This is a genomic window from Candidatus Zixiibacteriota bacterium (genome assembly GCA_021159005.1).
Classification (GTDB): domain Bacteria; phylum Zixibacteria; class MSB-5A5; order UBA10806; family 4484-95; genus JAGGSN01.
The window spans coordinates 1-26,153 of sequence record JAGGSN010000222.1 but is presented as its reverse complement, the minus strand read 5'-3'; the positions used below and the strand labels follow the sequence as shown (position 1 = coordinate 26,153).

The 26,153-nt window shown below is 41.3% G+C and carries 22 protein-coding genes; 10 read left to right on the top strand and 12 right to left on the bottom strand.

The genetic code is table 11. The annotated features are described in order from the left end of the window. Nucleotides 1-410 precede the first annotated feature (410 nt). From J7K40_14800 to J7K40_14785, 4 genes are read left to right on the top strand one after another with little or no spacing between them, the layout of a single operon-like run. Nucleotides 411-980: an NUDIX hydrolase gene (locus J7K40_14800; GenBank protein MCD6163668.1), complete on the top strand. Its 570-nt coding sequence runs from the start codon at nt 411-413 to the stop codon at nt 978-980. Then, nucleotides 973-1,386, top strand: coding sequence for a Holliday junction resolvase RuvX (gene ruvX / locus J7K40_14795; GenBank protein ID MCD6163667.1), 414 nt, complete (start codon nt 973-975; stop codon nt 1,384-1,386). The genes J7K40_14800 and ruvX overlap by 8 nt, the downstream gene beginning before the upstream one ends. Beyond that, nucleotides 1,367-2,524, top strand: coding sequence for an endolytic transglycosylase MltG (gene mltG, locus J7K40_14790; GenBank protein MCD6163666.1), 1,158 nt, complete (start codon nt 1,367-1,369; stop codon nt 2,522-2,524). The genes ruvX and mltG overlap by 20 nt, the downstream gene beginning before the upstream one ends. After that, nucleotides 2,521-3,066: an MGMT family protein gene (locus tag J7K40_14785; protein MCD6163665.1), complete on the top strand. Its 546-nt coding sequence runs from the start codon at nt 2,521-2,523 to the stop codon at nt 3,064-3,066. Before mltG ends, J7K40_14785 begins: the two co-directional genes overlap by 4 nt. Here the strand turns inward: J7K40_14785 and J7K40_14780 are convergent. The 12 genes from J7K40_14780 to J7K40_14725 form a co-directional block, all read right to left on the bottom strand. Beyond that, nucleotides 3,038-3,331 (bottom strand): pyridoxal-phosphate dependent enzyme, encoded by a 294-nt coding sequence (locus tag J7K40_14780; GenBank protein MCD6163664.1) that lies wholly within the window; start codon nt 3,329-3,331, stop codon nt 3,038-3,040. The two genes, J7K40_14785 and J7K40_14780, sit on opposite strands and share 29 nt — an antisense overlap. A 160-nt stretch (nt 3,332-3,491) precedes the next feature. Further along, nucleotides 3,492-4,373, bottom strand: a complete 882-nt coding sequence (locus J7K40_14775) for a WD40 repeat domain-containing protein (protein MCD6163663.1) — start codon at nt 4,371-4,373, stop codon at nt 3,492-3,494. A gap of 93 nt (nt 4,374-4,466) precedes the next feature. Then, a complete protein-coding gene (locus J7K40_14770; protein MCD6163662.1) occupies nt 4,467-5,567 on the bottom strand; it encodes a hypothetical protein in 1,101 nt (366 codons plus the stop codon). Next, a complete protein-coding gene (locus J7K40_14765) occupies nt 5,564-6,400 on the bottom strand; it encodes a sugar phosphate isomerase/epimerase (protein MCD6163661.1) in 837 nt (278 codons plus the stop codon). The genes J7K40_14770 and J7K40_14765 overlap by 4 nt, the downstream gene beginning before the upstream one ends. Before the next feature lie 203 nt (nt 6,401-6,603). After that, a complete protein-coding gene (locus tag J7K40_14760; GenBank protein ID MCD6163660.1) occupies nt 6,604-7,878 on the bottom strand; it encodes an asparagine synthetase B in 1,275 nt (424 codons plus the stop codon). A 582-nt stretch (nt 7,879-8,460) separates the two neighbouring features. After that, complete coding sequence (locus J7K40_14755; GenBank protein ID MCD6163659.1) at nt 8,461-9,081, bottom strand: hypothetical protein; 621 nt, start codon at nt 9,079-9,081, stop codon at nt 8,461-8,463. Between the two features lie 294 nt (nt 9,082-9,375). Beyond that, nucleotides 9,376-10,371, bottom strand: coding sequence for a D-cysteine desulfhydrase family protein (locus tag J7K40_14750; GenBank protein ID MCD6163658.1), 996 nt, complete (start codon nt 10,369-10,371; stop codon nt 9,376-9,378). Between the two features lie 609 nt (nt 10,372-10,980). Next, nucleotides 10,981-12,276, bottom strand: coding sequence for an acetyl-CoA hydrolase/transferase family protein (locus tag J7K40_14745; GenBank protein ID MCD6163657.1), 1,296 nt, complete (start codon nt 12,274-12,276; stop codon nt 10,981-10,983). Continuing rightward, complete coding sequence (locus J7K40_14740; GenBank protein MCD6163656.1) at nt 12,273-13,406, bottom strand: alanine dehydrogenase; 1,134 nt, start codon at nt 13,404-13,406, stop codon at nt 12,273-12,275. Before J7K40_14740 ends, J7K40_14745 begins: the two co-directional genes overlap by 4 nt. Nucleotides 13,407-13,642: 236 nt before the next feature. After that, complete coding sequence (locus J7K40_14735; protein ID MCD6163655.1) at nt 13,643-14,539, bottom strand: hypothetical protein; 897 nt, start codon at nt 14,537-14,539, stop codon at nt 13,643-13,645. A 2-nt stretch (nt 14,540-14,541) separates the two neighbouring features. Beyond that, the gene (locus J7K40_14730) at nt 14,542-16,179 is read right to left on the bottom strand and encodes a 4Fe-4S binding protein (GenBank protein MCD6163654.1); all 1,638 of its coding nucleotides are present in this window, start codon (nt 16,177-16,179) and stop codon (nt 14,542-14,544) included. Between the two features lie 25 nt (nt 16,180-16,204). Then, nucleotides 16,205-17,164, bottom strand: coding sequence for a DUF362 domain-containing protein (locus J7K40_14725; protein MCD6163653.1), 960 nt, complete (start codon nt 17,162-17,164; stop codon nt 16,205-16,207). Nucleotides 17,165-17,465: 301 nt separating this feature from the next. On the opposite strand from J7K40_14725, the gene J7K40_14720 reads away from it, so the two are divergent. The 6 genes from J7K40_14720 (at nt 17,466) to kdsA (ending at nt 25,850) form a co-directional block, all read left to right on the top strand. Beyond that, nucleotides 17,466-20,141: a valine--tRNA ligase gene (locus tag J7K40_14720; protein ID MCD6163652.1), complete on the top strand. Its 2,676-nt coding sequence runs from the start codon at nt 17,466-17,468 to the stop codon at nt 20,139-20,141. Nucleotides 20,142-20,436: 295 nt separating this feature from the next. Then, a complete protein-coding gene (locus tag J7K40_14715) occupies nt 20,437-21,954 on the top strand; it encodes a hypothetical protein (protein ID MCD6163651.1) in 1,518 nt (505 codons plus the stop codon). 287 nt (nt 21,955-22,241) lie between these two features. After that, nucleotides 22,242-22,991, top strand: a complete 750-nt coding sequence (gene kdsB, locus J7K40_14710; protein MCD6163650.1) for a 3-deoxy-manno-octulosonate cytidylyltransferase — start codon at nt 22,242-22,244, stop codon at nt 22,989-22,991. Between the two features lie 2 nt (nt 22,992-22,993). After that, nucleotides 22,994-24,670 (top strand): CTP synthase, encoded by a 1,677-nt coding sequence (locus J7K40_14705; GenBank protein MCD6163649.1) that lies wholly within the window; start codon nt 22,994-22,996, stop codon nt 24,668-24,670. Further along, the gene (locus J7K40_14700) at nt 24,667-25,071 is read left to right on the top strand and encodes a hypothetical protein (protein MCD6163648.1); all 405 of its coding nucleotides are present in this window, start codon (nt 24,667-24,669) and stop codon (nt 25,069-25,071) included. The genes J7K40_14705 and J7K40_14700 overlap by 4 nt, the downstream gene beginning before the upstream one ends. Further along, the gene (kdsA, locus tag J7K40_14695; GenBank protein MCD6163647.1) at nt 25,038-25,850 is read left to right on the top strand and encodes a 3-deoxy-8-phosphooctulonate synthase; all 813 of its coding nucleotides are present in this window, start codon (nt 25,038-25,040) and stop codon (nt 25,848-25,850) included. The genes J7K40_14700 and kdsA overlap by 34 nt, the downstream gene beginning before the upstream one ends. The last annotated feature ends 303 nt before the right edge of the window (nt 25,851-26,153 follow it).

Here is a 26,153-nt window from a genome sequence, read left to right as displayed (position 1 = left end):
CTGTCTGCGGACACGGGGCATGGTATTCTTGTTATCCACCTTTGAGTTAACGAACGGCTCCGTCCGCCACTGGCGGATTCCTGGATTCCCCCGACGCGGCGGGGGAATGACGTAAATGGATAATCATCGAATTAAAATCAATTTCTCAAATCTTATCCCGAAATATTTAAAAAAATAAAAGATGAAATGTCAATGTTTGCTGGAATCGTCCAACATCTTGCTGCTGCTTAGGTTATAATTCAAGAAAGTATCGCTTTACTATATATTATTAAAGAACTCTATGAAAAAGGCCGGACAGTAGTGATGAATATTCTATTATCATTCGCGCTTCTTAAAAACCAAATCACTTGCCAGACATATAATATTTATTTATAATAGGAAGGATTAAAAATTAACCGTAAGGATTGAATGTGCCCGACAAATTACCCGAAAATGAGCACAAGCTTGTAATTAGCAAAGAGTTTTCTTATTGTCCGTGGTGCTCTACAAAACTCATCGATTCACATATTGACGGCAAAAATAGAAAACGCTGCCCAAACTGCGATTTTATATACTATAGAAACCCTATTCCGGCGGCTGGGGCTATTATCGAGGACGATGGCAAAATCTTACTGGTAAAACGTAAATACCCGCCATATGTGGGCGACTGGTGTTTTCCGGCAGGTTTTATGGAATATGGGGAGTCGCCGTCTCAATGCTGTATTCGTGAGGTGGCTGAGGAAACCGGATTAAAAATCGAATTAACAAGTTCATTCAAAATATATTCAGGCGATGATGACCCAAGATATAAGGCTGTGTTGGTTCTTTATATAGCCGAAATCATCGGCGGCGATTTTAAGCCGGGGGATGATGCCAGCGAACTGCAATATTTCCCATTCGATAGCCCGCCTGAAAATATCGCGTTTGAATCTCATGTAAGAGCTTTTGCAGATTATATCCGATATAAAAACAACGGAAGGCTGCCCGACCCGAATGAGTAGAGTTTTAGCGATTGATTACGGCGATGCCCGAGTCGGCATAGCGGTTTCCGACCAGTCTCGATTTTTAGCCTCCGGTTATGGTTATATAAAATTTACCGGATATAATGATCTGGTAGAAAAACTTCTGGCTATTGGCGAGAAAGAGGAAATCAAGGAGTTCGTAATTGGACTGCCGCTTAATATGGATGGCAGCCGCGGCGCTATGGCTAAAAAAACCGAAAAATTAGCAGGTATGTTAGAATCAAAAACCGAATATCCTGTCAATCTGGTTGATGAGACATTATCATCATGGGAAGCCGCCAAGCAGATTCACGCCTCAGGTAAAAAAGCTCGCAAAGGCAAAATAGATGAAGTAGCGGCTGCTATAATTTTACAGGCATTTCTCGATGGCAATAAAAATCAATGAAGATAAATTCAGTCTTAAAGATAAGGCATACTGGTGGGGTTCAAACCTGCTTGGGCTCATTGCCTCGATTGTCCTTGTTGGGTCGATGTTTGTCTCATTGCCTTTCAGAAAGTATAGGTCAATAACATTGCGCTACATTGTAAGAATAATTTCAATATGTTTGATTGTTTGCATATTAGTTGGCTTTTATCTGTATTACATCCCGCATCAATCGCCCGACTTCGGCGATAAAACCAAATATATTGTAGTCAATCGCGGCGAGACGGTTTATGATATAAGCTATAAACTTTATAAAATAGGCGCTATCTCCTCAGAGTTTAATTTTGTGCTGTTTTCAAAAATTTTCGGACATTCCCGCAAATTAAAAACAGGCCGTTATGCAATCGAACCGAATGCCAGTTTCGCTGATATTTTCGAGATATTAACAACTGGCTCGGCTATTCCCTATAATGTAACTATTCAGGAGGGACTGACTGTTGAAAAAACCGCCGAACTTCTAAGCGGTAAATTGCTTTTCAATAAAGATGATTTCATTAAGGCATGCGGCAGCCGAACGCTGCTTGATTCGCTTTCTATTCCCACTGATGATTTGGAGGGGTATCTGTTTCCCGATACGTACAATTTTTTCTATGATGAATCGCCGCGGCAAGTAGTCAATAAAATGCTGAATCATTTTTTTGCCAGCATACCTGATTCATTTGAGGCAAAAGCAAAAAGGCATGGTTTGGATATTTATGAAGCGGTTATAATGGCCTCGCTTATCGAGTCAGAGGCAATGATTGACAGCGAAAGGCCGATGATTTCGGCGGTTTATCACAAGCGGCTAAAAATCGGCATGCGTCTTCAATGCGACCCTACTGTAATCTATGCCCTCGGCGGTCTGAACCGGCCTCTATATAGACGAGACCTTAAATTAGATTCGCCATATAATACATATAAGTATTATGGCTTGCCGCCCGGACCTATATGTTCTCCCGGCAAGGCTTCACTTGAGGCGGCTGTTAATCCCGCCGCTGGCGACTATCTATATTTTGTCGCCAAGGGGGATGGTTCTCATGTTTTTTCCAAATCCAATCGGGACCATATTAATGCTAAGAACAGAATTAAAAGAGCTAAAAAATTGGGGTTGAAATTATGAAATCTATAAAAGCTGTTTTATATTTAGATTCCTTTAAAGATAAGAAATTCGGCGATTTTAACTTGGCTGTCAGTGATAAGGGACTTAGGATAATCAGTTTCGGCAAATACTCAGGGTTATCAGATATTTTCGAACATGTCTGCAATCGTAATCTACAACCAGAAAAAAATCAGCAAAAAACAAAAGAGATTAAAACGCAGCTGCAAGAATATTTTAGAGGCAATAGAAAATCTTTTGATATAAAATTGGATTTAGATTATTTTCCGTCATTCAAACGTAAAGTCTTGCGCGAGTGCAGTAAAATTCCTTATGGCAAGGTGATGAGTTACGGGCAGCTGGCAAAGAAAGCCGGTTCACCGAAAGCGGCGAGGGCTGTTGGCCAGATTATGGCTAGCAATCCTATTGCGATAGTTGTGCCTTGTCATCGCGTAGTTGGCTCGGATGGCAGTTTAACCGGTTTCGCTGCTGGAATGGGTATGAAAAAGAAGCTCCTTATGCTGGAGGGAGTTGAAATTAGGGGCAAACGAGTTGTGCGGAAGTAGATATTTTTATTACCGATGTCGTCAGGAAGGGGTTCCTGACGACGCAGGAATAGGTAATAATCCCGCGTTCCTGTTGAATTTTTGATAACCGGGAAATAGCATTGAATGCGCCGCGAAACTTGAAAGCGCCTGTCCGCTGGAAATTCTCGCATTTTAGATAAACTTTAGCCCCTGATAATCTATCAAGTGTTCGGGATGTCATTATAGGCGTAATATTGGAATGTCCCCAAAGCCGCTTTTTAGCCCCTTTGATCTTTTCAAACATATTAACTCCGTAAAACATGTTGATATTTAAAACATCATTTAGAATAAATACTTGTAAAAAACAAGCCATATTACAATGAAATGAATTTCCATAAGAAGCTTAATAAATGATTATATTCTATTTATATCTCAAATGCAAAACGAAGGTAAAATTTTCAAATCTATTCCCGATAATCCACATTATAAATATGCAAATACCTGTCTTTAGTACTTATATAAATACGTTCGCCATTAGCCGAGAAGGTGACGCCAAGGGCTTCAGAATCAAGCTTATGCTTCCCTATCGGTTGGCCTTTATTATCGAAGAATTTTACCGACTTGTCAAACGATGCGGCGACCACAACCTTATCATCAGGCGAATATGTAATTCCAACTGTGCGTTTATCGCCGCTGTCTATTATCTCAACTTTATCATCATTATACTTGATAAACCTGACCGCTCCGTCCTCGCATGATGTTGCCATTGTGCCGTTAGATTTGGCAAAGCTGACACCATAAACAGCGCCGGGATGTTCAAAAACCCGCTTGGTCTGCATAGCGATATTGTACAGATATAAATTCTTATCGCCACAAGCAGCGGCAAGGAAATTGTTGTCGCCCGACCAACTCAGGCAATAAATTCTTTTTTTAGGGCTTTGCAGTGTGGCAATATAATTACAGGCGATATCGAATATAATAATATTACCGTCGGCTTGACCGCCTGCTAAAATCGGCACCTCCGGCGCATAACTGACCGATTCAACGCTCTGGTCAAAACGATCGAACAATCCTAGAAGGTCTCCGGTTGGCGACCAGATTCGTACTGTTTTATCGGCAGAGCCGGAAATTAAGGTTCGGCCATCGGAAGCAAAAGCGATAGAATGAACCATGCCTCTATGCCCCTCAAGCTTCTTGAAAATTTCGCCTTTTAAATCGCATAATTGCACGGTATGGGGTTCATTGTGAAATGTTAGAGCCAGATACTCACCATCTGGGCTAATTCCGATTTGCCAGCACGCTTCGCTAACATCTGGAATTTTACTATATTCCTCAAGTTTTATCAAAAAATACTCCTTATCTATACTTTCATTTCGGAAATCTAAAATTTGTCTTTATTAAACAAAGAAACTATTATCAAAGCATGTTGCAGATAGAACTTATTTGTTTGTCATATAATTAAAAACTGCCTGTTTTCCGCCATTTTTTTCAATATCAAGCATTTTGCGCAAGCCACTGGCATAAACATTATTGCCTTCTTTAAGCGTTTCGCGAAAATCGATGAAGCCAAAGTTACCCAACGAGTGATAAGCCACCCATTGAGCGAATCCTTCCTCATCCTCCAAAGTTAAACCAGTGCGGCTATTCTCGGCAGACCAGGCATGAGCAATCTCATGGGGAACGACCTGATATAGGTCCTTTTTGCGAAGGCCATACAGGATATATATTTCGAAAGTATTGCCGATTCGATAAAATAAGCCGTTTAAATCTTCTGATAAGCCATAAGATTTTTTATTTAAATAATCCTCACCCTGAAGCGAATATTTAATATCATGCTGTATTTTCATTCCTAAATTAGATTCCATGTAGGCAAGTGTTTTAAGTTTGATAGCTTTGACTTGAGCTGGCTCGAAAATCGCTGATTTATAGCAGTCATGGCATAGCATGCGTCCATCATCAAGCTTAACGCTATTATTACCCACAGGAGCGCCGCAGCTGGCGCATTTTGGATATTTATCAACACATTTCTGGCAATACTTTTTAGATGAATTACCCTCGAAACATGTGTATGTACCCTCAATAGGTTCACCGCATATATAACATACCGACAGCTGTTTTAAACATGACCGACAAACTTTCTTATGTCCAACCGTTATAAGATTTTTATCCGGGCGGCCGCATATATCACATTTCGGCAAAGAATTGGCGCATTTCTCGCATAATATAAGGTTGAGTTCGGGGTATTTTACATACTTGCCGACTATTGGCTTCTTGCAATTATCACATATCTCGAGCTTGAGTAGGCATTCCCTGCAGATGTATTTGCCATCAATTTTTGTTGTTGAACGGGATGGTTTGCCGCATACATCACAATGAGTATATTTTTCCATGCAGTCTAAACAAAACACATCGCCATCATTGAATTTGACATATTGACCGGTGATAGGTTTACCGCACAGCGAACATCTCTGGGCTGACTCGATTATAATTGGAGCCAAGAGGGAAAAAATTATTGATATAATCAACAGGCGTTTTATCATGGCTGTCCCTTTAACGCAAGCGTCTGAATATAATCAAGCGATTTCATCAGGTCATTATCAGACAAAACCTCAATAATCATCTCAATGTTTTGAGAGTTGAAAATATCAATATAGGCAGAGATATTCAAGTTTCCCGTTCCCAATGGCAGATGGCTTTTGTTGTTTACGGAATCGTGAATGTGAGCCAATTTAACCGATTTAATTCTATTTGCGAAAAAATCAGCCATACCGCAGTTAGAAATCTGATTATAGCTTTCACTGTGATTCATATGGCCAATATCCCAAGCCAGCCCAGTATATGGTATTTCTAAAAACCTGTCAACAACCGAGATAATTCTATCGGAAAAATTGTAGGTGTTTTCAAGAAGCAGTTGAAGTTTGCCATCGATATGTTCAGCAAGTATATATACTGAGTTATATAAATTGTCGTAGTATGATTCCGGCACATTTCTTTTTGCCAAGACCAATTTTTGAGAGCTTACCTTATAAAATGCAAATCTTCCCGGATGAAAAATAAATGAGGATGCTCCCATATCAACCGCCAGATCGATATATTCCATAAGTCTTTGCACTCCGCCAAGCCGAAGCTTCTCATGCCTGCTGGCGAGGGGGATATCGCTGGGGGCATGGTAGTGAAGGCGAATGTTGTTTTCATGAATAAAGTTGCTTGTCTGCTCACGTTCGTATTGGGAGATATTCTCAGGGAAATTGATAGTAAAATCGCCGGAGAGCTGAAAACCGGCCAGACCAAGTTTCAAGCATTTGACAGCCGCATCATATGCTTTAATCTTTGGTGAATATTCGCTGCAGCCGATTAATGGATGGTTTGTCATAGTTTAATGTTTTCTGTTAATCAAAATATTCCGAGTTATTGGCAAAGCAATAATTTTGCCATGATTGCCGAACGCTGTTTCCGCTGGTTGCCAAGAACCGTTTCTTTCAGATTGCTAACACAATAATAACATAAGTGTTAAGATAGTTTATGCACCACCGCGCGTAGGAACGTATTGCATACGCCCTCTTGCTGTCAATATTCTCAAGTTTTCTTTTCCTTTTTTCTGGCAGCCGGAAATAAGACATTATTCAAGATTAGGCGATAACCGGGAGAATGTTTGTGAAGCCGCAAATCTGTAGGCGGGTCTCCGAGGAAATGTTGATAATCTTCCGGGTCATGACCACCCAAGAAAGTGAAAAAACCGCGTCCGTAATTGCCATAAATATATTTCGCCTCATTTTTTCCCTCGGTTTCAGCTAATATTACAACATGTTTCTTGATGAGGTCTTTTCTAAAACCGGTACACTGCCCCCAAAATCCATTCACAACCGGCACATGATTCTGAACCAGAATAGTTGGCACCGGGTCGTATTTGGCTGAAAAATCAAACAACGTAAAATAATCAGCCTCCGGAGTCATGCGGTGCCCGCCGCGGAATGGCGAAGTATCGATATTGGAATGTTCGTAAATGAGTGGATTAAGCACTAAATCGAAATTTTCAAAAGCCAAGCATTGAGAGAAATCAAGTTTGCTCTGGCAATTGGGGTCAACCGGATCATTATCATATTCAGCTGGCACAATATCAGTATTGTGAGCCGCTAAAGCTATATCATAAGTATCAGTAGCAGAACACATCGCAAATAAGAAACCGCCATTGCCAACATATTCTCTGATAGTCAAAGCTACAGCCAATTTTAATTTGGGCACCTTTTTGAAGCCAAGCTCTCTGGCAGTTGTCTCGTTAAGAGCTTTCGATTGTTTATACCAGCTTGTATTGCGGTAACCGCCATAAAATTTGCCATACTGACCGGTAAAATCCTCATGGTGAAGATGAAGCCAATCATAATCAGCTAATCGTCCGGCCAGAACCTCGACATCCCAGATAACATCAAAGGGGATTTCGGCGTATTCTAAAGCCAGATTAACCGCATCATCCCAGGGTTCATTTTTGGATGACGGCGGAGCATAAATTGCAATTTTAGGAGCTTTTTCCAGCAAAACCGATTCCATATTATTAGCCTCGATTGTCGCTTTTATCTGCGCCTCCTCGCCGCCGCTTATAGTCTCATATTTTACCCCTCGAAGGCGGCACAATTCCTGAATCTGAGGAAGCGAGTTAGTAAGAAACGAACCGCCGCGATAATTCAACAGCCATTCGACATTTTGCCCGTATGTCAGACACCAGTAAGCGACGCCATAAGCTTTAAGATGGTCGGTCTGAGAAAAATCCATCGGGATTAACAGTTTCTGGGCAACTGCCTGTATGGGAAGAATAGTAATTATGGCCAGTAGAAGTATTAGTAAAATTCTTTTCATTATAATCTCCTTTAGGAAAATATCGTCATTAAAGCCATTTCTATTAAAGCATAGAGTAAATCCAAATTTATCCTTAGCATTAGCTGTATTGCTAATATATTTATACACGTCAGCATCGGCAAGTGTTTTACGATTTAGAGATTTTTCTGTTGCCGAAGCTTTGCGGGGCATCCGACCGGGGCGGATACGCCCCTACGCTATGATTTATAATTCTGGATTTTGCAGTAGAATTACAAATGAATTAAAATATTATTCGGAATTATATTGATCATATAGCGTTAATAACACACTCATAGCTCCTCTCAAGAAGGGAATAATAAGATAGCGAAACCAAATCGGGGAATATTAATACGTTTAGCTTCTCTGAAAAGGGGAATAATATCTGCGCTAACACGTTATATGATTATGCAGCTTAAAAGTCCCCCGCCAGCGACGGGGGATTTAAGAGTATATTGATGGTTGTAGTAAAGAGAAAGTTATATAATACTTTACATTTCTGTATTGCATAAACAGGGATATAATTTACCCAATAAAAAAAGGCCGCCAAAGACGACCTTAAGAACACCATTAACCATGTACCATTTAATGCCCTGATGATTTTATCATACTTAAAACATTCTGCAATGAATTCGTAACATCCGATAATACCCGTGAATACCGCTTTAGAAGTTCGGTATACTGCCAGCGCATTGAGAATGCTTTTTCGGGAAATTCAAATAAATCGAGAAGAGTTTTCTTATAAATCTCATCGATATACTGTAAAACATAAAAAGGATATTTGGGAATATGAGGATCATGCACAAGACCCTTGGATATCTTATCCCGATAGATTTCTATTTTCTCAAGAACAACAGTGCCGAAACACCACGGCGTCATCAACGATGAGGTATTAACAGAATCGGAATAATGCTGATAGATATTCTTAAGCAGCTGTTCAACTATAATAATCTTTGCGCGATAAAAGGCTAATGATTCCTCATGGTCATCAGGAGTTGATTGCAGCCTCTGTATAATAGATTCGCGTTCATTGAGCGCGCGTGTTTCAGATTTTTCGAGAAACTTATAATATAGATCAACATATACCTTAATGTTCTCGCTGGAAGTATATATGAAGTAGCCTTCCTCATCTTTGCCTATTCGAGAATCGCGGGTATTTTTTAGAAGATCATCAGTGAATCCTCTTTCAAGCCCATTAGATAACATTCAAATCTCCTTCTAATCGTCAATTTGAAAGTTTAAAAAGCAAAACCTGTGCCTGAAAATACGATTCGGTTCTAAAAAACTCCGTAAGTGTATCTTATATAAAATCATACCTCTGAATGTATTACCCTTCCTTAAGCGGTTCCTGTTCTTAGACCTCGTTAAAATATATACATCCTTTCTAAAAAATCAACATAAAATTGAAACAGTTTGTATTTTCTTGCAATATTGCTGCAAATAAACATATCGATTGTCTCAAACATTTTAATGGCTTAATTCATTATATGATTGATGATATTAAACCAATTTTTTACGATATGGAAAAATTGACAGCAAACCGCCGGTATGAATGAAAACTACCTTATGATTGGGAATTATTTCACCTTTTTTGATATAATCAAAAAGGCCAAGCATACTTTTGGAAGTGTAGGCAGGGTCGAGGATTATACCGGTATTAGCGGCTATTTTTTTTATAAACGATGCTTCCTTATCGGAAATTTTTGCATAACCCGGACCTATATAGCTGTCATCTATTGTTATATCCGACTGCTTAAAATCGAGGCTAATTTTATTAATCTTTATAAATTGTTCTACAAGGCTTGTGATTTTTTCAATGAAATAGCCGGCATTTCGATTTACTGCAAACCCGATAATTTTCACCGGCCATTTTAGATATAGCGAGGCGGCCAGAAGACCGGCATAGGTGCCGCCGGAGCCAACCGCGCAGGCTATGTAGTCGATTTCAATCTCGGCTGTATCAAGCTGTTTTTTAAGTTCAAGGCCAGCCAGAAAATAACCCCATACGCCAAGCGGATTAGAAGCTCCCTCAGGAATGATATAGGGAATTCTTCCGCGCTTGATTAAAGCGTTGGCTCTCTTAGTAAGTATACTGTCGATATTATTTTGATATTCGCTTACTGTAATATATTTGATTTTGGCTTTATATAAACTGTCTAAAAGAAGGTTTCCATCCGGGACAGCCGGTGGTTTGCCCATAAGAGTCAATTCACAGTCGATACCAATACGAGCCGCCATCGCCGCCACAGCGCGGCAGTGATTCGAGCCGACTCCGCCGCAAGTAAGGATTATATCAGATTTGCAGGAAACCGCATCGTAAAAGATAAACTCTAACTTACGTATCTTATTCCCTGATAATTCCGAACCGGTCAGGTCATCCCGTTTTATGAATATTTCCACTCCCGATTTGGGGGATGGAGAAAGAAAAAATGCCTCTAACGGCGTTGGAGTAATCGCCAATTGAAATCTTGGCGGTAATTTAAGTTTTGTTTTCATCGAAATAATTATAAGGGATATTCGGATAATAATGCAAGTTATATAAAAACAGTCAATAAACTATTTAATGAGAATTTACCATATTAAGCGAGGTTGTCTTATAACCATAGTTTTGCAATTAATTTCACTGCTGACCGTCCTTTCTAATGGGAATCTTTAATGACCCCATTATCAAGAACGTACGGGTCTTTACGGCCATATGGCTCGTTTGACCGTCTGAAAGCCTACGGACTTTCACGGGAATAACATAGATAACTGTATATTACAAAACGCCGGACAGTAGTGATATAATAATTAAATTTTATTCCGGCACTAACCTTGCGGATAATTTCAATCATTATAGATTGTAAATAATTAAGGAGACGAAAATGAAGAAAATTATTTTCACTACAATTGGTATGCTGGTATTATTCTTTTTATCGTTTATTATTTTTTATTTTAGTTTTTCGTCAAAAAATTTAGCTGTCTAAAATCTAATGCATATAAATAACCATCGATTTGGTTTATTTGTTCAACTGTAAAATCCGGTTATAATAACCTCGAAAAAATAAGAGCCAAGCTAAAATAACCTGACTCTTAATTGCGTTTTCGCTAAATTAATAAATCTATTTAGATATATTTATGTTCTTTAGCAAATTTTTCTAATTCTTCCCGGAATTCCGGAGCCGCAATGCTTATTAAAAGCTTAGTGCGTTCTCTGACTGTTTTACCATATAAATCCACAACGCCATATTCGGTAACGATATAGTGAACATCGGCACGAGTAGTTGTAACGCCTGTGCCCTCTGACATATGCGGTACTATTCTCGACATTGTGCCGCCTTTGGCAGTTGCTGGAAAAGCGATGAACGGCTTGCCGCCTTTTGATTTTGATGCGCCGCGAACAAAATCAACTTGTCCGCCAAAACCGGAATAAAACCTGTAACCCAGCGAGTCTGAAAAAACCTGCCCGGTAAGATCTATACCCAGAGCGGAATTAATTGAAACCATTTTTTCATTTTGCGCGATGATAAAAGGGTCGTTAGTATAAGAGCAGGGGTGGAATTCACAAATAGGATTGTCATCACAAAAATCAAAAACTTCCCGAGTTCCCAACACAAATGCAGAAACTATTTTGCCCGGATGAAGAGTCTTTTGGGAATTATTTACTACGCTGGATTCTACCAGCGAGATAATACCATCGGAGAACATCTCGGTATGAATACCCATGTCATGGCGTCCCTCAAGAGCAGCCAGAAAAGCATTTGGGATAGCTCCTATACCCATCTGAAGAGTAGAGCCGTCATCAATGTTGTCGGCGATAAGCTTGCCTATTTTCATCGAGGTTTCATCTGGTGTGCCTTGCGGCATTTCCAGAAGTGGTGTTGTATGTTCTACAACGTGGGTTAGTTTATTCACATGGATGAAGCAATCGCCATGAACGCGCGGCATATGCTGATTAACCATCGCTATTACGGTTTTCGCTTTATGGGCGGCAGACATTGTAACATCAACGCCGACTCCAAAAGAGCAAAAACCATGTTCATCCGGAGGGCTTACTTGAATAAGAGCAATATCTATAGGGAGAAGGCCGGTAAGCCAAAGCTGTTCGACTTCACCTAAAAACATATGTGTTTGGTCGGCTCGCCCGTCATTTACGGCCTTGCGCGCGTTTTTGCCTGTAAACAGCGAGCGATGGCGGAAATAAGGTTCCATCCCCGGCTGCGCATAGGCTGCTTTGCCCTCAGTGAGAATATGAGTGACGGTAACATTTTCGAGTTCATCTTTACGAGCTACCATTGCATCCACGAGATATTCCGGAGTACAACAGCCCGGGTGGACATAAACAACATCGCCTGATTTAATGCATTTTACCGCATTTTCAGCAGATACTAATTTGCTATGGTATAAATCAATCCATTTCATTTCTTGCTCCCGGTTTTCAATACATCTTTAAGCGATTTAGCTTTAATTCCCAGCTTTTTGGCTATTACATTTCTTAAGGCATCGCCTTTGTATGTAAAAACTCCTCGAGCAAGTCCGTAATCATCCTGTATAGCTTTTTCTATCCCTGATTTGGCGATTCGATATACATAAGGCAGGATAGCATTGGATAGGGCATAAGTGGCGGTTCGGCTTATATTCGACGGCATATTTGGAACACAAAAGTGGATAACATCATGAGAAACAAATGTTGGATCCAACCAGTTGGTTGGGTGGGAAGTTTCAATACATCCTCCCTGATCAATTGAGGCATCAACAATTACCGACCTTGGCTTCATCGATTTTACCATTTCTTTAGTAATCAGCTTAGGAGCCATTTCACCATGAATAGACACGGCTCCAACTAAAACATCAGCTATCTGAACGGCTCTTTCTAAGTTATATTCAAATGGCAAGTAAGTAACAATTTGCTTCGAAAATAAATAATTAGCATTGCGAAGTCTGTTCAAATCGCTGTCGAAAAGGATTACGTTGCAGCCCATACCCTTGGCAGTATTTACGGCGTTAAGGCCAAGCGTTCCGGCACCCAGCACAACCACTGTTGCCGGCGGCACTCCTGCAGCGCCGCCAAGAAGAACACCTCGTCCGCCGCCAACGTTGGATAGATGATAACTGGCAGTGCTGATAGACATCTGCCCGGCTAACTCAGACATAGGCACTAAAACCGGCAAATTACCCTCGTCATCCTCGATAATCTCATAGCCTACAGTGGTGATTTTTTTCTCTATCAATAATTTTAAATTTTCCTCTGGCGCCACAGCCGCATGGAAAGCGGATAAGACAACCTGATTCTCAGGCATTATTTTGTATTCGTCGATAGTTGGCGGCGCAACCTTAAGCAAAAGTTTAGAGCGCAGGAATATTTCCTCTGGTGAATATACTAACTTTGCTCCAACATTTGTGTAATCCTCATCTACAAAGCCGGATACTTCACCTGCCCCCTGCTCGATATATACCGTATGGTCGGCATTAATAAGTGTTTGAACGCCGGCGGGAGTAAGAGCAACCCTGTTTTCCAGATGGTGTCCTTCTTTGGCGATTCCTATGTCCATATTATTTCTCCTATTAAACTGTTATTATCATCATCGGATAAATTTATAAAAGGTAAAAGATAAAATCAAGTCAATTAATGTGAATATTATCACAAACTATAGATTATTATTACTTTTTGGCTGTTTTTTTCGAAATAAATAGATGATTTGAAAATCATGAAATTTAACAATAAGGAAAACCGGTGCACGGGGACGTACACCAGCCATAATAATATGACGCTATTACATCAGAAATACTATAAGGGTTCCGGTTCTATATTCTCAAACAAAGCTTTACATAAAGCCTTAGCCCAGTAATCTCCTGATACATTTAATACGCCGAATATAATCTGGTTGGAATAACCGACAAGTATCTTTCCCTCGGTTTCGGAAACTGCATAAATCGAATTTTTACCAACGCCGGCAGTATGTGATAATATTCTGCATTTTATATTTATAACATCTACGAACGTATCAAATTCTCTCTGTGTTCTATTAAGTGAATAAAACAAAGTGCAGATTTTATCTCGTTTTCTGTAATCTGCGGAAAAACATGATTCGGGAGCGGCGAAATTTTTAAAACCGTGTATCCAGAATTTTTCACTATGACTAACCAGGCGTTTTTGCGGAAATACCATAATCTGTTGGGGATATAACGCATAACCCGGCGTTTGCCTATCGATTATTACAGCAAAATGACTCAAGCTCTCAAAATCGGGGAGGCTATTGCCGTAGAAGTTTATTGTTATTAAATAGCGGTCCTTCAAATAATATATGAAACTGTTTCCAAGTACAGTTTCGGTTCCCAGTTCAATGAATCTGTCACCCGGAAGACGGCGTTTTGAATAAATGCCAAATGCGCCCAACGGGTCTTCAAATTCAAACAAATCGATTGAATATTTAAGCTTTTCCTTAGAATATTCACAACTTACCACTTGAACAGTTCCATAGGTAACATACTCCTCTGCCTCCCCGTTAATATACTCATACAGAGAATCGGCCGGATATATTTTTAGCGGAGAAGTAAGGCTAAACCCATCAAGCTTGTCAGGGAAGATAGATTTATAATCTGTTGATGAATCATTTTTTTCGTGTGATGAACAGTTTGCAAAAAGGATAAACATATAGAGAATAAATATCGAAATTTTAGTCATTGTCAATTCCCCTTTACTTTTTTCGATCTTTGCAGAAACATGTCATTTTCAGGATTTCTCGATTCGCCGATTGAGGAAACAGTGATAGCCTTTTTGCTTTCAACGGGACAAACATATTCGCAGGCGCCGCAACCGGTACATAATTCGGCATTTACAATCGGTCGGCGAGAGATTGCTTCATTGCCGTCTTCATCAATCCATTTACTGGTTAAAATATCTATTGCCTTTGGCGAGGTAGGGCACCATTCCTCACAGACTATACATTCTTTACCGAATGACCAGGGCAGGCATTGAAACCTGTCGATTATCGCAGTGCCGATACGTATTGGTTTAGAGTTCTCACCGCCGTGCTTTTTGGCCGCAGTTAATGCCTCAATAGCGCCGGTCGGACAACTCTGCCCGCAAAGGACGCAATTGTATTCGCAATAGCCTATTGCCGGTATAAGATAAGGGGTGAATATGCCTTCCCAACCAGCTTCGAGAAGCGTTGGATGCAAGGCGTTTGTCGGGCATACTTCCATACACTGGCCGCATCGGATACATCGAGCCAGAAAATCTTCCTCGGTAAGCGAACCGGGCGGCCGGATTAACTTTGGTTTGGTTTTAAAATAACCGCTGATTCCCGACCTCAATGTCGGCACAGCTAATAAGCCTGCCAAGCCCGCGAATATCATCTTGCGCCGGGTTATCTGCGGTTTGGTTTTCACTTTTTCCCGGCTGCCAAAGAAGCCGAACGACAGGGCATCACGAGGGCAATCATCAAGGCAGTTAAGACAAAGATGGCATTCACTTCTAAGGTGCGGCAGTTCCTGATGCGGGTTATCGCCCCCTTGGCAGTGAAGGAGGCATTTGCTGCAGCCATCGCAAGCTTCTTCATCAATTTTCAATCCGAATATCGAAAAGCTGGCTAAGAATCCAAGCAATGCTCCCAGCGGACATAAAGCGCGGCACCAGAAACGGGTGTAAATTCGGTTGGCGACTACTATTGCCCCAAATATCAAAGCCAACCAAAATATGCCGTGAAACTGCGGCTGTTTTACAGGTAAAAACAGCTTTGACGATACCCCGTATAATATCTCGCCAAGCCACGCTATATAGAAATTATCCGACGACCATAACCAGGCATAGAAAGTCTTAAGTAATAACGTGATGGCAGGAAGGATGACCATTGCCAATGAGCGAGCGAGGATTGATATCGGGTCGAATAAGCCGGTTTGAAGGCTTCCGAAAACAGCCATCATAATTAATATAATCAGAAGATAATATTTAAGGCTTTGGTATGGTTTATAGATATTTGATTTCATTAAGGCTTTGGCACGATGTTCTCTTCTTTCGGATTTGAAGGCGGAAAAAAAGTGATTTAGCGACCCCAGCGGACATATCCAGCCGCAGAAAAACCGCCCGAAAATGATAGTGGCCACAAGCAGAATAAAACCCAATATCAAGGTTGCGTATAAAACGCCCGCGGCTGTTGAAACGCCTAACAAATTAAGCGGATTTATATCGAAAAACAGTTTCAGCCAGCCGGATACTTTTTCCTCATCCGGACAATAGCTATACTGAGTAGCGATAACCAAATAGACAAACAACAAAAAGAAAAATATTTGGCAGACGGTTCTTAAGGTTGTTAATTTACGCAAAGCAGGCAGTTCCTCATATATCTATTCATACTTCAACACTTGCGATTTTATTTTCCGGCGGATTAATCACTCCCAATCCCTTCTGTTCGGCGATTGCGATGTATGGAAAATCTGTCGGTGTTTTGTTGAGAAAACGGGCAACATACGCATCAGCGGCAACCTGGTCGGGAGATATGACAATGCTGTCGCAAACCTTAACATCATTGATTCTGCCGCCTGTCGGACCATTTCTCACAAGAACTCTTGTGGCGTCTTCAATGGTAAGTGTAGGCTGAAACAGCCTTCCAAGCTCGGCTATACTATAATGAATATCCTGATGCAGGCGATTTCGGGGGCCGGTTATAACACCGAACCAGTTTTTCATCCCGGATGTTATCCCCGATAGCGAGTGATGCTTCACCACCGGCATATTGATAAGCTTATCGCATTCAATGACCGGCTTCAATACTTTCCATCTGCCCAGACTGTCATCGCCGAAATCTGTCATAGCATAGTGGTTTCTATTAGGGATGATCACTTCAGCGCCCTCGGCTTCCGCGGCGGCTTTTATGCCGGATCTGTTGAATGTGCGTTTAGGGTCATTACAGGAAACATCGACAACTGTAACCTTGGCAGCGCCGGCTTTCAGACAAAGCCTGACAAGCTCAGCCACAACCTCAGGGTTAGTATTAGCCGCCAGTTCAGGCGTTCTATCCCAACCGATGTTGGGCTTGAGACATACTTTTTCGCCTTTAGATATGAATGGTTCTATTCCTCCAAAAATGGCTAATGCCGAAGCGACAACCCGGCGATAATCCTGGCCATGAGCTATTGACAGTATTGGCCAATCTGGCTTTGATTTAACGCGGTAATTTTTCAGCAGGAATTTTTTGCTCACTTTTTGAGCATCATTATTACGGTTTCCGCATATCAGAATGCCGCCGCTTATAACCAGTGAGGCGGCAGCGGCGCTGGCTGTTTGTTTGATAAAATCCCGGCGCTTCATAGAATCCTTTCAATAATCGCTCGACAGAGTATCGGCTTGTATTTCACAGCGAACTGACATAGCAATTAATTCTATTGATATGTTTTTATAATTGATTGATGCTTATTGTCAATTAAAAAGTAATTTAATATAAATCGTTTGACTTTAAAACAGCGCTAATAAATGGTAAATATAATTACGATAAGGTATTAATAAATATTCGTCACACCCCGATAATTTACAGAAAGTCTTGACTTTATCAGGGGCAATGATTATTTTCCCTGCTTTCTGAATGTCATTATATTGAAAGGACTTATTTAGAATGACTGATATTCCAAAAGCATATAATCCAAAACTGGTTGAGGATGTTATATATAAGAAATGGCTCGATTCCGGTATTTTCCATGGCCAGCTTGATAACGATAAGGAGCCTTATTCTATAGTTATACCTCCGCCTAATGTTACTGATATTCTTCACCTTGGGCATGCGCTCAATAATACGCTTCAGGATATTTTGATACGTTGGAAGAAGATGCAGGGGCGCGAGACGGAATGGCTTCCCGGAGTTGATCATGCCGGTATTGCCACCCAGGTTGTGGTTGAAAAGGCATTAGCGCGGGAGGGGCGTTCTCGTCATGATATCGGACGCGAGAAATTCGTTCAGAAAGTCTGGAAGTGGAAAGAAGAGAAATTCGATAGAATCATAAAACAACTTCAGAAAATTGGCTGTGCCTGTGATTGGGACCGCACTCGTTTCACAATGGATGAAGGGTTGTCAAAAGCCGTTATTGAAGTATTTTGCCGTCTTTATGAAAAAGGGCTTATTTATCGCGGCGAGCGAATTGTTAACTGGTGCCCCGATTGTTTAACCACTCTCTCTGATGATGAAATCGAGAGGGATGAAGTTGATTCGTTTCTCTGGTATATAAAATATAAAATTAAAGGCTCTGATGAGTATGTAATAATTGCCACAACCCGTCCTGAAACTATGCTTGGCGATACTGCCATAGCAGTTAATCCGGCAGATGAGCGGTTTAAGGAACTTATAGGCAAATCAGCTATCCTGCCAATAATGGACCGCGAACTTCCAATTATAGCTGATGATTATGTCGATATGGAGTTTGGCACCGGCGCTCTAAAAATCACTCCCGCTCATGACCCAAATGATTTCGATATCGGTATCCGTCATAGCCTCGAACGGATAAATATTTTAAGCAAGGACGGCACTCTTAATGAAAACGCCGGTAAATTCGCCGGCTTGGACAGATATGATGCTCGCAAGAAAATAGTTGAGGAACTTAAGGAAAAGGGGCATCTTGATAAGATAGAAAACTACAGCCTTATTTCCGGCACTTGTTATCGATGTCATACGGTTGTTGAACCTTATCTATCCAAGCAATGGTTTGTTAAAATGAAGCCATTGGCTAAACCGGCGATTGATTCGGTCAAATCCGGACGCATTAAATTCCATCCCGAACACTGGGTTAAAACATACCTTCACTGGATGGAAAATGTACGCGACTGGTGTATCTCACGTCAATTGTGGTGGGGACACCGCATTCCGGTTTACTATTGCGATGATTGTCAGGAAATTATGGTTGCACGCTCAAAACCAGAGAAGTGCTCGAGTTGCGGCAGCAAAAATCTGCGTCAGGATGAGGATGTTCTTGATACTTGGTTTTCCTCTTGGCTTTGGCCGTTTTCAACATTTGGCTGGCCTGAGAAAACTGCCGAACTTGATAAATATTTCCCAACCAAAGCGCTGGTTACCGGCTCCGAGATTATTTATCTATGGGTTGCCCGCATGGTGATGGGATCATTGGAATTTATGGGCAAGGAACCTTTCTCCGATGTTTACATCCATGGCACAGTGCGCGATGCTGATGGTATAAAAATGTCGAAATCATTAGGTAATGGTATCGACCCGCTTTTGATAATCGATAAATACGGCGCGGATGCCTTGCGAGTCTCTTTGATTTTGGAGACACCGGAAGGGCAGGACCCGCATATTTCGGAAAAGACATTTGAAATCGGCCGCAATTTTGCCAACAAGTTATGGAGCGCATCTCGGTTTGTTCGCCTTAATATGGGCGATTTTAAACTTGCCGAGAATTTGAAAATTACCGAAAGCCATCTTGAGATGCCCGATAAATGGATACTTTCACGGCTGGCTAAATCTATTGGTTTGGTTAACAACTATCTTTCTGCTTTTCGTTTTTCGACTGCCGCAAAAGCCGCTTATGATTTTATCTGGAATGATTACTGCAGTAATTATCTTGAGATGCTAAAACCCCGATATTTTGCCGATAAAGAATTGAGCGACCCGGCAATTCGTGATTCCATTCAAGCAGCTCGCGAATGCTCGGGTTATGTGCTCCTTCAAATACTGAAACTGCTCCATCCGTTTATGCCATTTGTAACCGAAGAAATCTGGAGTTTAGCGCTTGAGAATGACGGCAAAGATTCGATTTCGACTAAAAGCTGGCCGGAACCTATGTTGAAGTTCATTGATGATGAACTCGAAAGAGACATGGAAAAAGTGATAGAGCTGGCCGAGTCGGTACGTATAGCCTGCGGTGAATTATCTGTACCGCCTGCCAAGAAACCGAAAGTGCTGATTAGATGTGAAAACGATATGCTTGTTGAAATATTTAATACACACAAGAATGAAATCAGAAACCTGGCTCGTTCGGGTGAGGTGGAAGCTTCAATAGATATAAAAAAACCGCCGCTTTCAGCCTCGGCTATTGTACCCGGTGCTGAGATATTTATTCCGCTTGAGGGTTTGATTGATATCGAACAGGAAAAAGCTAGGCTGGAGAAGCTTCTCGATGAGAAAACGCAGTATGCCGAAAAATTGTCCCGGAAGCTTAACAACCACGATTTTATCAACCGCGCGCCGGCTGAGGTAGTGGAAGCCGACCGCGGCCGTCTTAAGAAGACCGAGGAACTGACTGAGAAGCTGAATAAGAATCTGGAGTCGCTGTCGGGATGGTAGAATAGCACCTAATAATCAAAACATATCATTGCAAGCCGTTCTAAAACAGGCATCGCGATGGATGATATAGTTATAAGCCTCAAACACGTTCTTACGCGCAGCATTTAAAAAGCTGTCTTTCGGCAGTATAATTCAATTGCAGGATCCGGGTATATTAATCCTACTGATATTAATAGATGTAAAATATTGCTAATTGCAGCCGATATATAAATATGATAATAATCCCGGCCTGAAAAGATTTTCCGGGATATTAATTCGTATAAAAAATTTAAAATACAAATCCGGAGGAGCGGTAATGAGTAAAAACATGACATTCGCAATACTTACAATTTTTCTATGTATAGGGATTGCAAATACACAAGCCGGAAATGATATGTCAATTGGAGCCAGAGGCGAGGGGCTTGGCTTTTCCTATTCAGCCCTTGCGGATGAGCCATTTGGAGCATTATATAATCCGGCTGGCCCTGGTTATGTTCAAGGTTGGCAGGCTCAACTACAATATTATATGCCAACGAGTTACGGCTATCTCGTTGATGAGTCGCCATATGGCGGACTTCTGGGATTAAACTATTTTCATGAAAAATACGGCAATATAGTCTTTAATACTCATCAATTCGGTTCATTTTCCGACCCGACAAGCTTGACCACATCAACTAATATAAACCTTGCCTATTCTCGGTTATTAAACGATGAATTTTCTGCCGGCGCCGGTTTTAAGTATGTTTTTGAATCCAATCAGAATGAACGTTCGGCCTTTGATATCGATGTCGGTTTAAGTTGGCGTTCAAAATATAATTTATCATTAGCGGCAGTCGGTGAAAATCTTCTAAAAAGCAAACTTACACCCGACCAACTCTATTCTACCGAATACCTTTCGCGGAAATTTCGTTTTGCAGGCGCGTATTTTATTCCAATGACTAATAATCTCGGTTCGGTTTTAGCAGGATGGCAGCTTGAACAGGCAGGGGTAGCTTCTACCCATAATACATCGCAGTTTAATTTTGGCACCGAATGGTGGATTGCAACCAACAGCAGCATTACGATGGGATTACGCGCTGGCTACACAATTGGTAAAACTACAGTTTATGATACTGAAACAGATCTAAATCGCTGGAGCGCAGGATTCTCACTCAATTTTGATTTACATGGCCGTGATTTTCGCTTTGATTACGCTATAAGGTCATATCCTTTTGAGTCGCCGGGCGAGAATTTAGTTGCGGATAATTTCATATCATTCTCCTATGGTTGGGGAGGCGTACCCGATTATTACAGCAAACATGAAGAAAATAATCTATATGATTTTACCAGCTATCAAATGACGCAGCCATCACCGATAATCGCCGAGCCGGAGATTGCTGCACAGATATCTGAACCGGAACAGCCATTATTACAGACAACCGAAGAACCAATTCAAATTGTTGAAGCCCCAATGCCGCCTCCCATAACAGCAGCGCCATCGCCGCCGCCCACGAAATATAAAAAACTTAATCTCAATCTTAATTACGCTCATCTCAATATTGGTAATAGTAACAGATTGGTGTTTTATCTTAAACCCGAGGGTTTTCTCAATTTGAGTTCATGGAAACTTTATATATTTTCCGCCAAACTAAAAGACTGGAGCGAAACAGCGGCAGATAGTTATGCTCTTCATTCAATTGGCAATAAAGGTTTACCGCCGCTTAATGTTGTCTGGGACGGCAAGCTGGCAAGCGGCCAGATGATTAGGCCGGGGAAATACTTTTTTATAGTGATGGGCATAGACCAGTTTGGGCAGAAATCTAAAACCAAGTGGGTTAAATTTAAGGTTGAGTAATAGACTGGTTGACACACAAGGACATACGTTAACCGCATAAATTATCAAAAGAAGCGGCGTTGGTATTATAATCAGCGCCGCTATTTATTTTGTGGGAATATTGTATTATTTACTATTTCGCTACTACCCCGGATTTTATAGTAGAACTATCCCGCATTATTCATAAAAAATATAAGAAAGTCATTGCGAGTCTATATATTTTTGAATAATGCAGGCAAGGTAAATGTAAAATCCGCTTTTTTCCTGTTTTTTATTGACAGCAACCTATCTATTGAGTAAAATAGCTTGTGCCGAAAGTAATCGGAATAATTCCCTCAAGATATAACTCGAAGCGGTTTCCGGGTAAACCATTAGCCACTCTGGCCGGATTGCCTATAATTGTTCGTGTCATTAAGCAAGCGCAAAAAGCTACTATTCTCGATGATGTAATTGTTGCCACCGATGACGAACGTATTGCCGAGGTTGTTAGAAAGCACGAGGGCAAGGCTGTAATCACAAGCGGCAAGTTCAGTTGCGGCACTGATCGAATAGCATCAGTTGCTAAGAACCTGAAAGCGGATATTGTAATGAACATTCAGGGGGATGAGCCGATGTTGTCGCCTGAGGTTATCACCAAAACCGCTAACTATTTAATAGACAATCCGAAAGCAGTAATGAGCACAGCCTGCAGTAAAATAACAGATTTTTCAGAAATAGATAATCCTAATGATGTTAAAGTTGTAATTGCCAAAGACAACCGGGCTTTGTATTTTTCACGAAGCAGGTTGCCTTGGTTTGAAAATAAAAATGGTCAGACCGGTTCTGATTTACCTGAAATTTACAGGCATATCGGAATATATAGTTTCACTGCAGAGTTTTTACAAACATTCGCTTCACTAAAACAGACGCCTTTGGAGTTGACCGAGGGCTTAGAACAATTGAGGGCATTGGAAAACGGCTATGATATATATTGTCTAAAAGCATCACAAGTGTTTTCAGGTATTGATTCCAGGGAAGATTTATCGAGGGCAGAAAAAATATTACAGAATCTGAGGTAAACATGTCAAGAACAGCTAAACAGCCAAAATTTATATTTATAACCGGAGGAGTAACCTCCTCTTTGGGTAAAGGTATTGCCGCCGGCAGTATAGGATTATTGCTGAAATCACGGGGTTTGAATGTTATGCTTCAGAAATTTGACCCCTATATCAATGTTGACCCCGGTACTATGAATCCATTTCAACATGGTGAGGTTTTCGTTTTGGATGACGGCTCTGAAACCGATCTTGATCTTGGCCATTATGAACGATTTATTGATGTCGATTTAAACCGATTATGCAATGTTACTTCCGGGCAGGTTTATGATGCTGTTATTCAACGCGAGCGCCGCGGAGACTATCTTGGTGCTACGGTGCAGGTAATTCCGCATATCACCGATGAGATTAAATCAAGATGCACTCGTCTCGCCCGTCAGTATGAGAATGTGGATATTATCATTACTGAAATCGGCGGCACAGTCGGTGATATAGAATCGCTGCCGTTTATGGAAGCAATTCGTCAAATGGGCTTAGACTACGGTCGGGAAAATACGCTGTACATCCATCTGACTTTAGTGCCTTATCTTAAAACCTCCGATGAGCTTAAGACCAAACCGACTCAACACTCCGTAAAGATGCTGCGCGAGATAGGTATCCAGCCCGATATATTAATCTGCCGGTCAATTAAAGAACTTTCTCGAGATATCAAGAAAAAGATAGCTTTGTTCTGTAATGTTCCCCCGGAAGCGGTTATTCAGGACCTCGATTGCTCAACAATTTATGAAGTGCCCATTTTATTCCATCACGAACTAGTTGACAACTTAGTTGTCCACTACCTTAAACTGCTCTGCAAAGATCTCGATTTAACCGAATGGAAAGAAATGGTTCATAAAATAAACAACCCCAAACACACAGTGCGTATTGCTATTTGCGGCAAATATATAAATCTCAAGGATGCCTATAAGTCAATTAACGAGGCTTTCATACATGGCGGTATTGCCAATGACACTCAAGTTGAATTAGTCTGGGTATCATCCGAGGAGATTGCCGAGGAAAGTGCTGAAAAATATTTGGGCAATGTCGATGGTGTATTAATCCCAGGTGGTTTCGGCGATAGGGGCATCGAGGGTAAAATTGCAGCAATAAAATACGTGCGCGAGAATAAAATCCCATTCCTTGGTTTATGTCTTGGTTTGCATTGCGCCATTATTGAATATGCCCGCAATGTTTGCGGTTTTAATGGCGCCGATTCTTATGAGTTTAACCAGGAAACAAAATATCCGGTAATTCATCTGATGGACGAACAGCGCCAGGTTACCAATATGGGCGGCACTATGCGGCTGGGTTCATATCCGTGTGTTATCAAGAAAGGCTCGGTTGCTGCCAAAATTTACGGTAAATTAAAAATAAACGAACGTCACCGTCATCGCTACGAAGTTAATAACGAATACCGTGATGAACTTGGTAAAAAAGGAATGCGCTTCCCCGGATTATCGCCGGACGAAAAGTTAGTCGAAATGATTGAACTTCCCGATCATCCATTTTTTGTCGGCTGTCAGTTCCATCCCGAATTAAAATCCAGGCCTATGTCGCCTCATCCGCTTTTTAAGGGATTTATAGAAGCTGCTCTCAATTATAGAAAAGCCTGTGAAGTTTCAACCGGTACTGTATCTGATACTACTATTCTTAAGGAACAATGAGCAGAATTGTAATACCCATACTCTTGGCAATTATTTTAATGGGTTGCGTCAAAGAGGAAATCATTGAAATACCTGATGTGCCATTTCCCGCCGATGAGGACATGGTATTTTATCAAGCCGAGAGTGATTCGGGCTATCAGGATTTCTGGACCGATATAAAAGCTGTCTCATCCGCTTTCCTTAATAATTCCAAATACTGGGACATGAAAATAAAATCTGAAAATATTGTAATCCTTGGCGAGGGGTTGTTCCATGGCACAGTTGAGATTGAATCTTCAGAATTGATACTTACATTAAAAATGGAAAGGAAGTTCAAATCAAAAGGCAGGAATGCTATCTGGCAAGTGATTGCTGTTAAGGAGAAATCATGGCCGTTGCAGGATTCAACATCGGGACAGTAGAAGTCGGAACAGGCAAGCCTTTTTTCATAGCCGGACCTTGCGTGGTCGAATCGAAAGAAATTGCTTTCGCCGCCGCCGAGGAGATTGTTCGGGTATCGGAGAAATATAATGTTTCGTTTATCTATAAATCATCCTATTTGAAAGCCAACCGTCAATCGATAAATTCATTTGCCACAATAGGGTCAGCAAAAGCCCTTCAAATTCTTAAGGATGTAAAAAGTGAATATAATATTCCCGTGTTAACAGATATTCATTCTTCGGAGGAAGCTGTCATAGCGGCTGAGACAGTTGATTGTTTGCAGATACCGGCGTTTTTATGCCGTCAAACCGAACTAATAAGCGCCGCCGCTAAGACCGGTTTGGCGCTAAATATAAAAAAGGGTCAGTTTATGGCGCCGGAGGGGATGAATGAAGCCGCCGATAAAGCCAAAGCCGCCGGCGGTACTAAAATCATGCTGACCGAGCGCGGCACCACCTTTGGCTATCATGATTTAGTCGTCGATTTCCGTTCGTTAATAATCATGCGGCAGCTTGGCTATCCGGTCGTATTCGACTGTACTCATTCGGTGCAGAAGCCGGGTGCGGCAGGCGATTCATCCGGCGGGTCGCCTGAATTTGTCTTGCCGTTAGCGCGAGCCGCGGCAGTTGTAGGTGTGGATGGCATATTCCTTGAGACTCACCCCGATCCCTCAAAAGCAAAATGTGATAAACACAGCCAGTTGAGATTGAAATTATTGGATGAGATAGTTGAACGAATTTTGGAGGTATGGGGTTTTTAGTGTAGTGCAGGTCGGGTTCCGACTCGCCGAAGGCGAGGAGAAACCCGACACCTTGCTGCTTGGAACATTATTATAATTATAACGTAAAGACTGCAATAGCGTGTTAATGTGAAACAAGCACAAGGTTAAAAAGACGACTTTTTTTGTAGCATCCAATCTTATGTGGAGAATATTGTTAATGCTTAAAATATTATTATTTCACTACTATCCGGCCTTTTGTCCGCCTTAGGCGGATGCTATAGTGATGTCATTCCCCCGCCGCGGCGGGGGAATGACGCAAATGGGTAATCATCAAATTAAAAT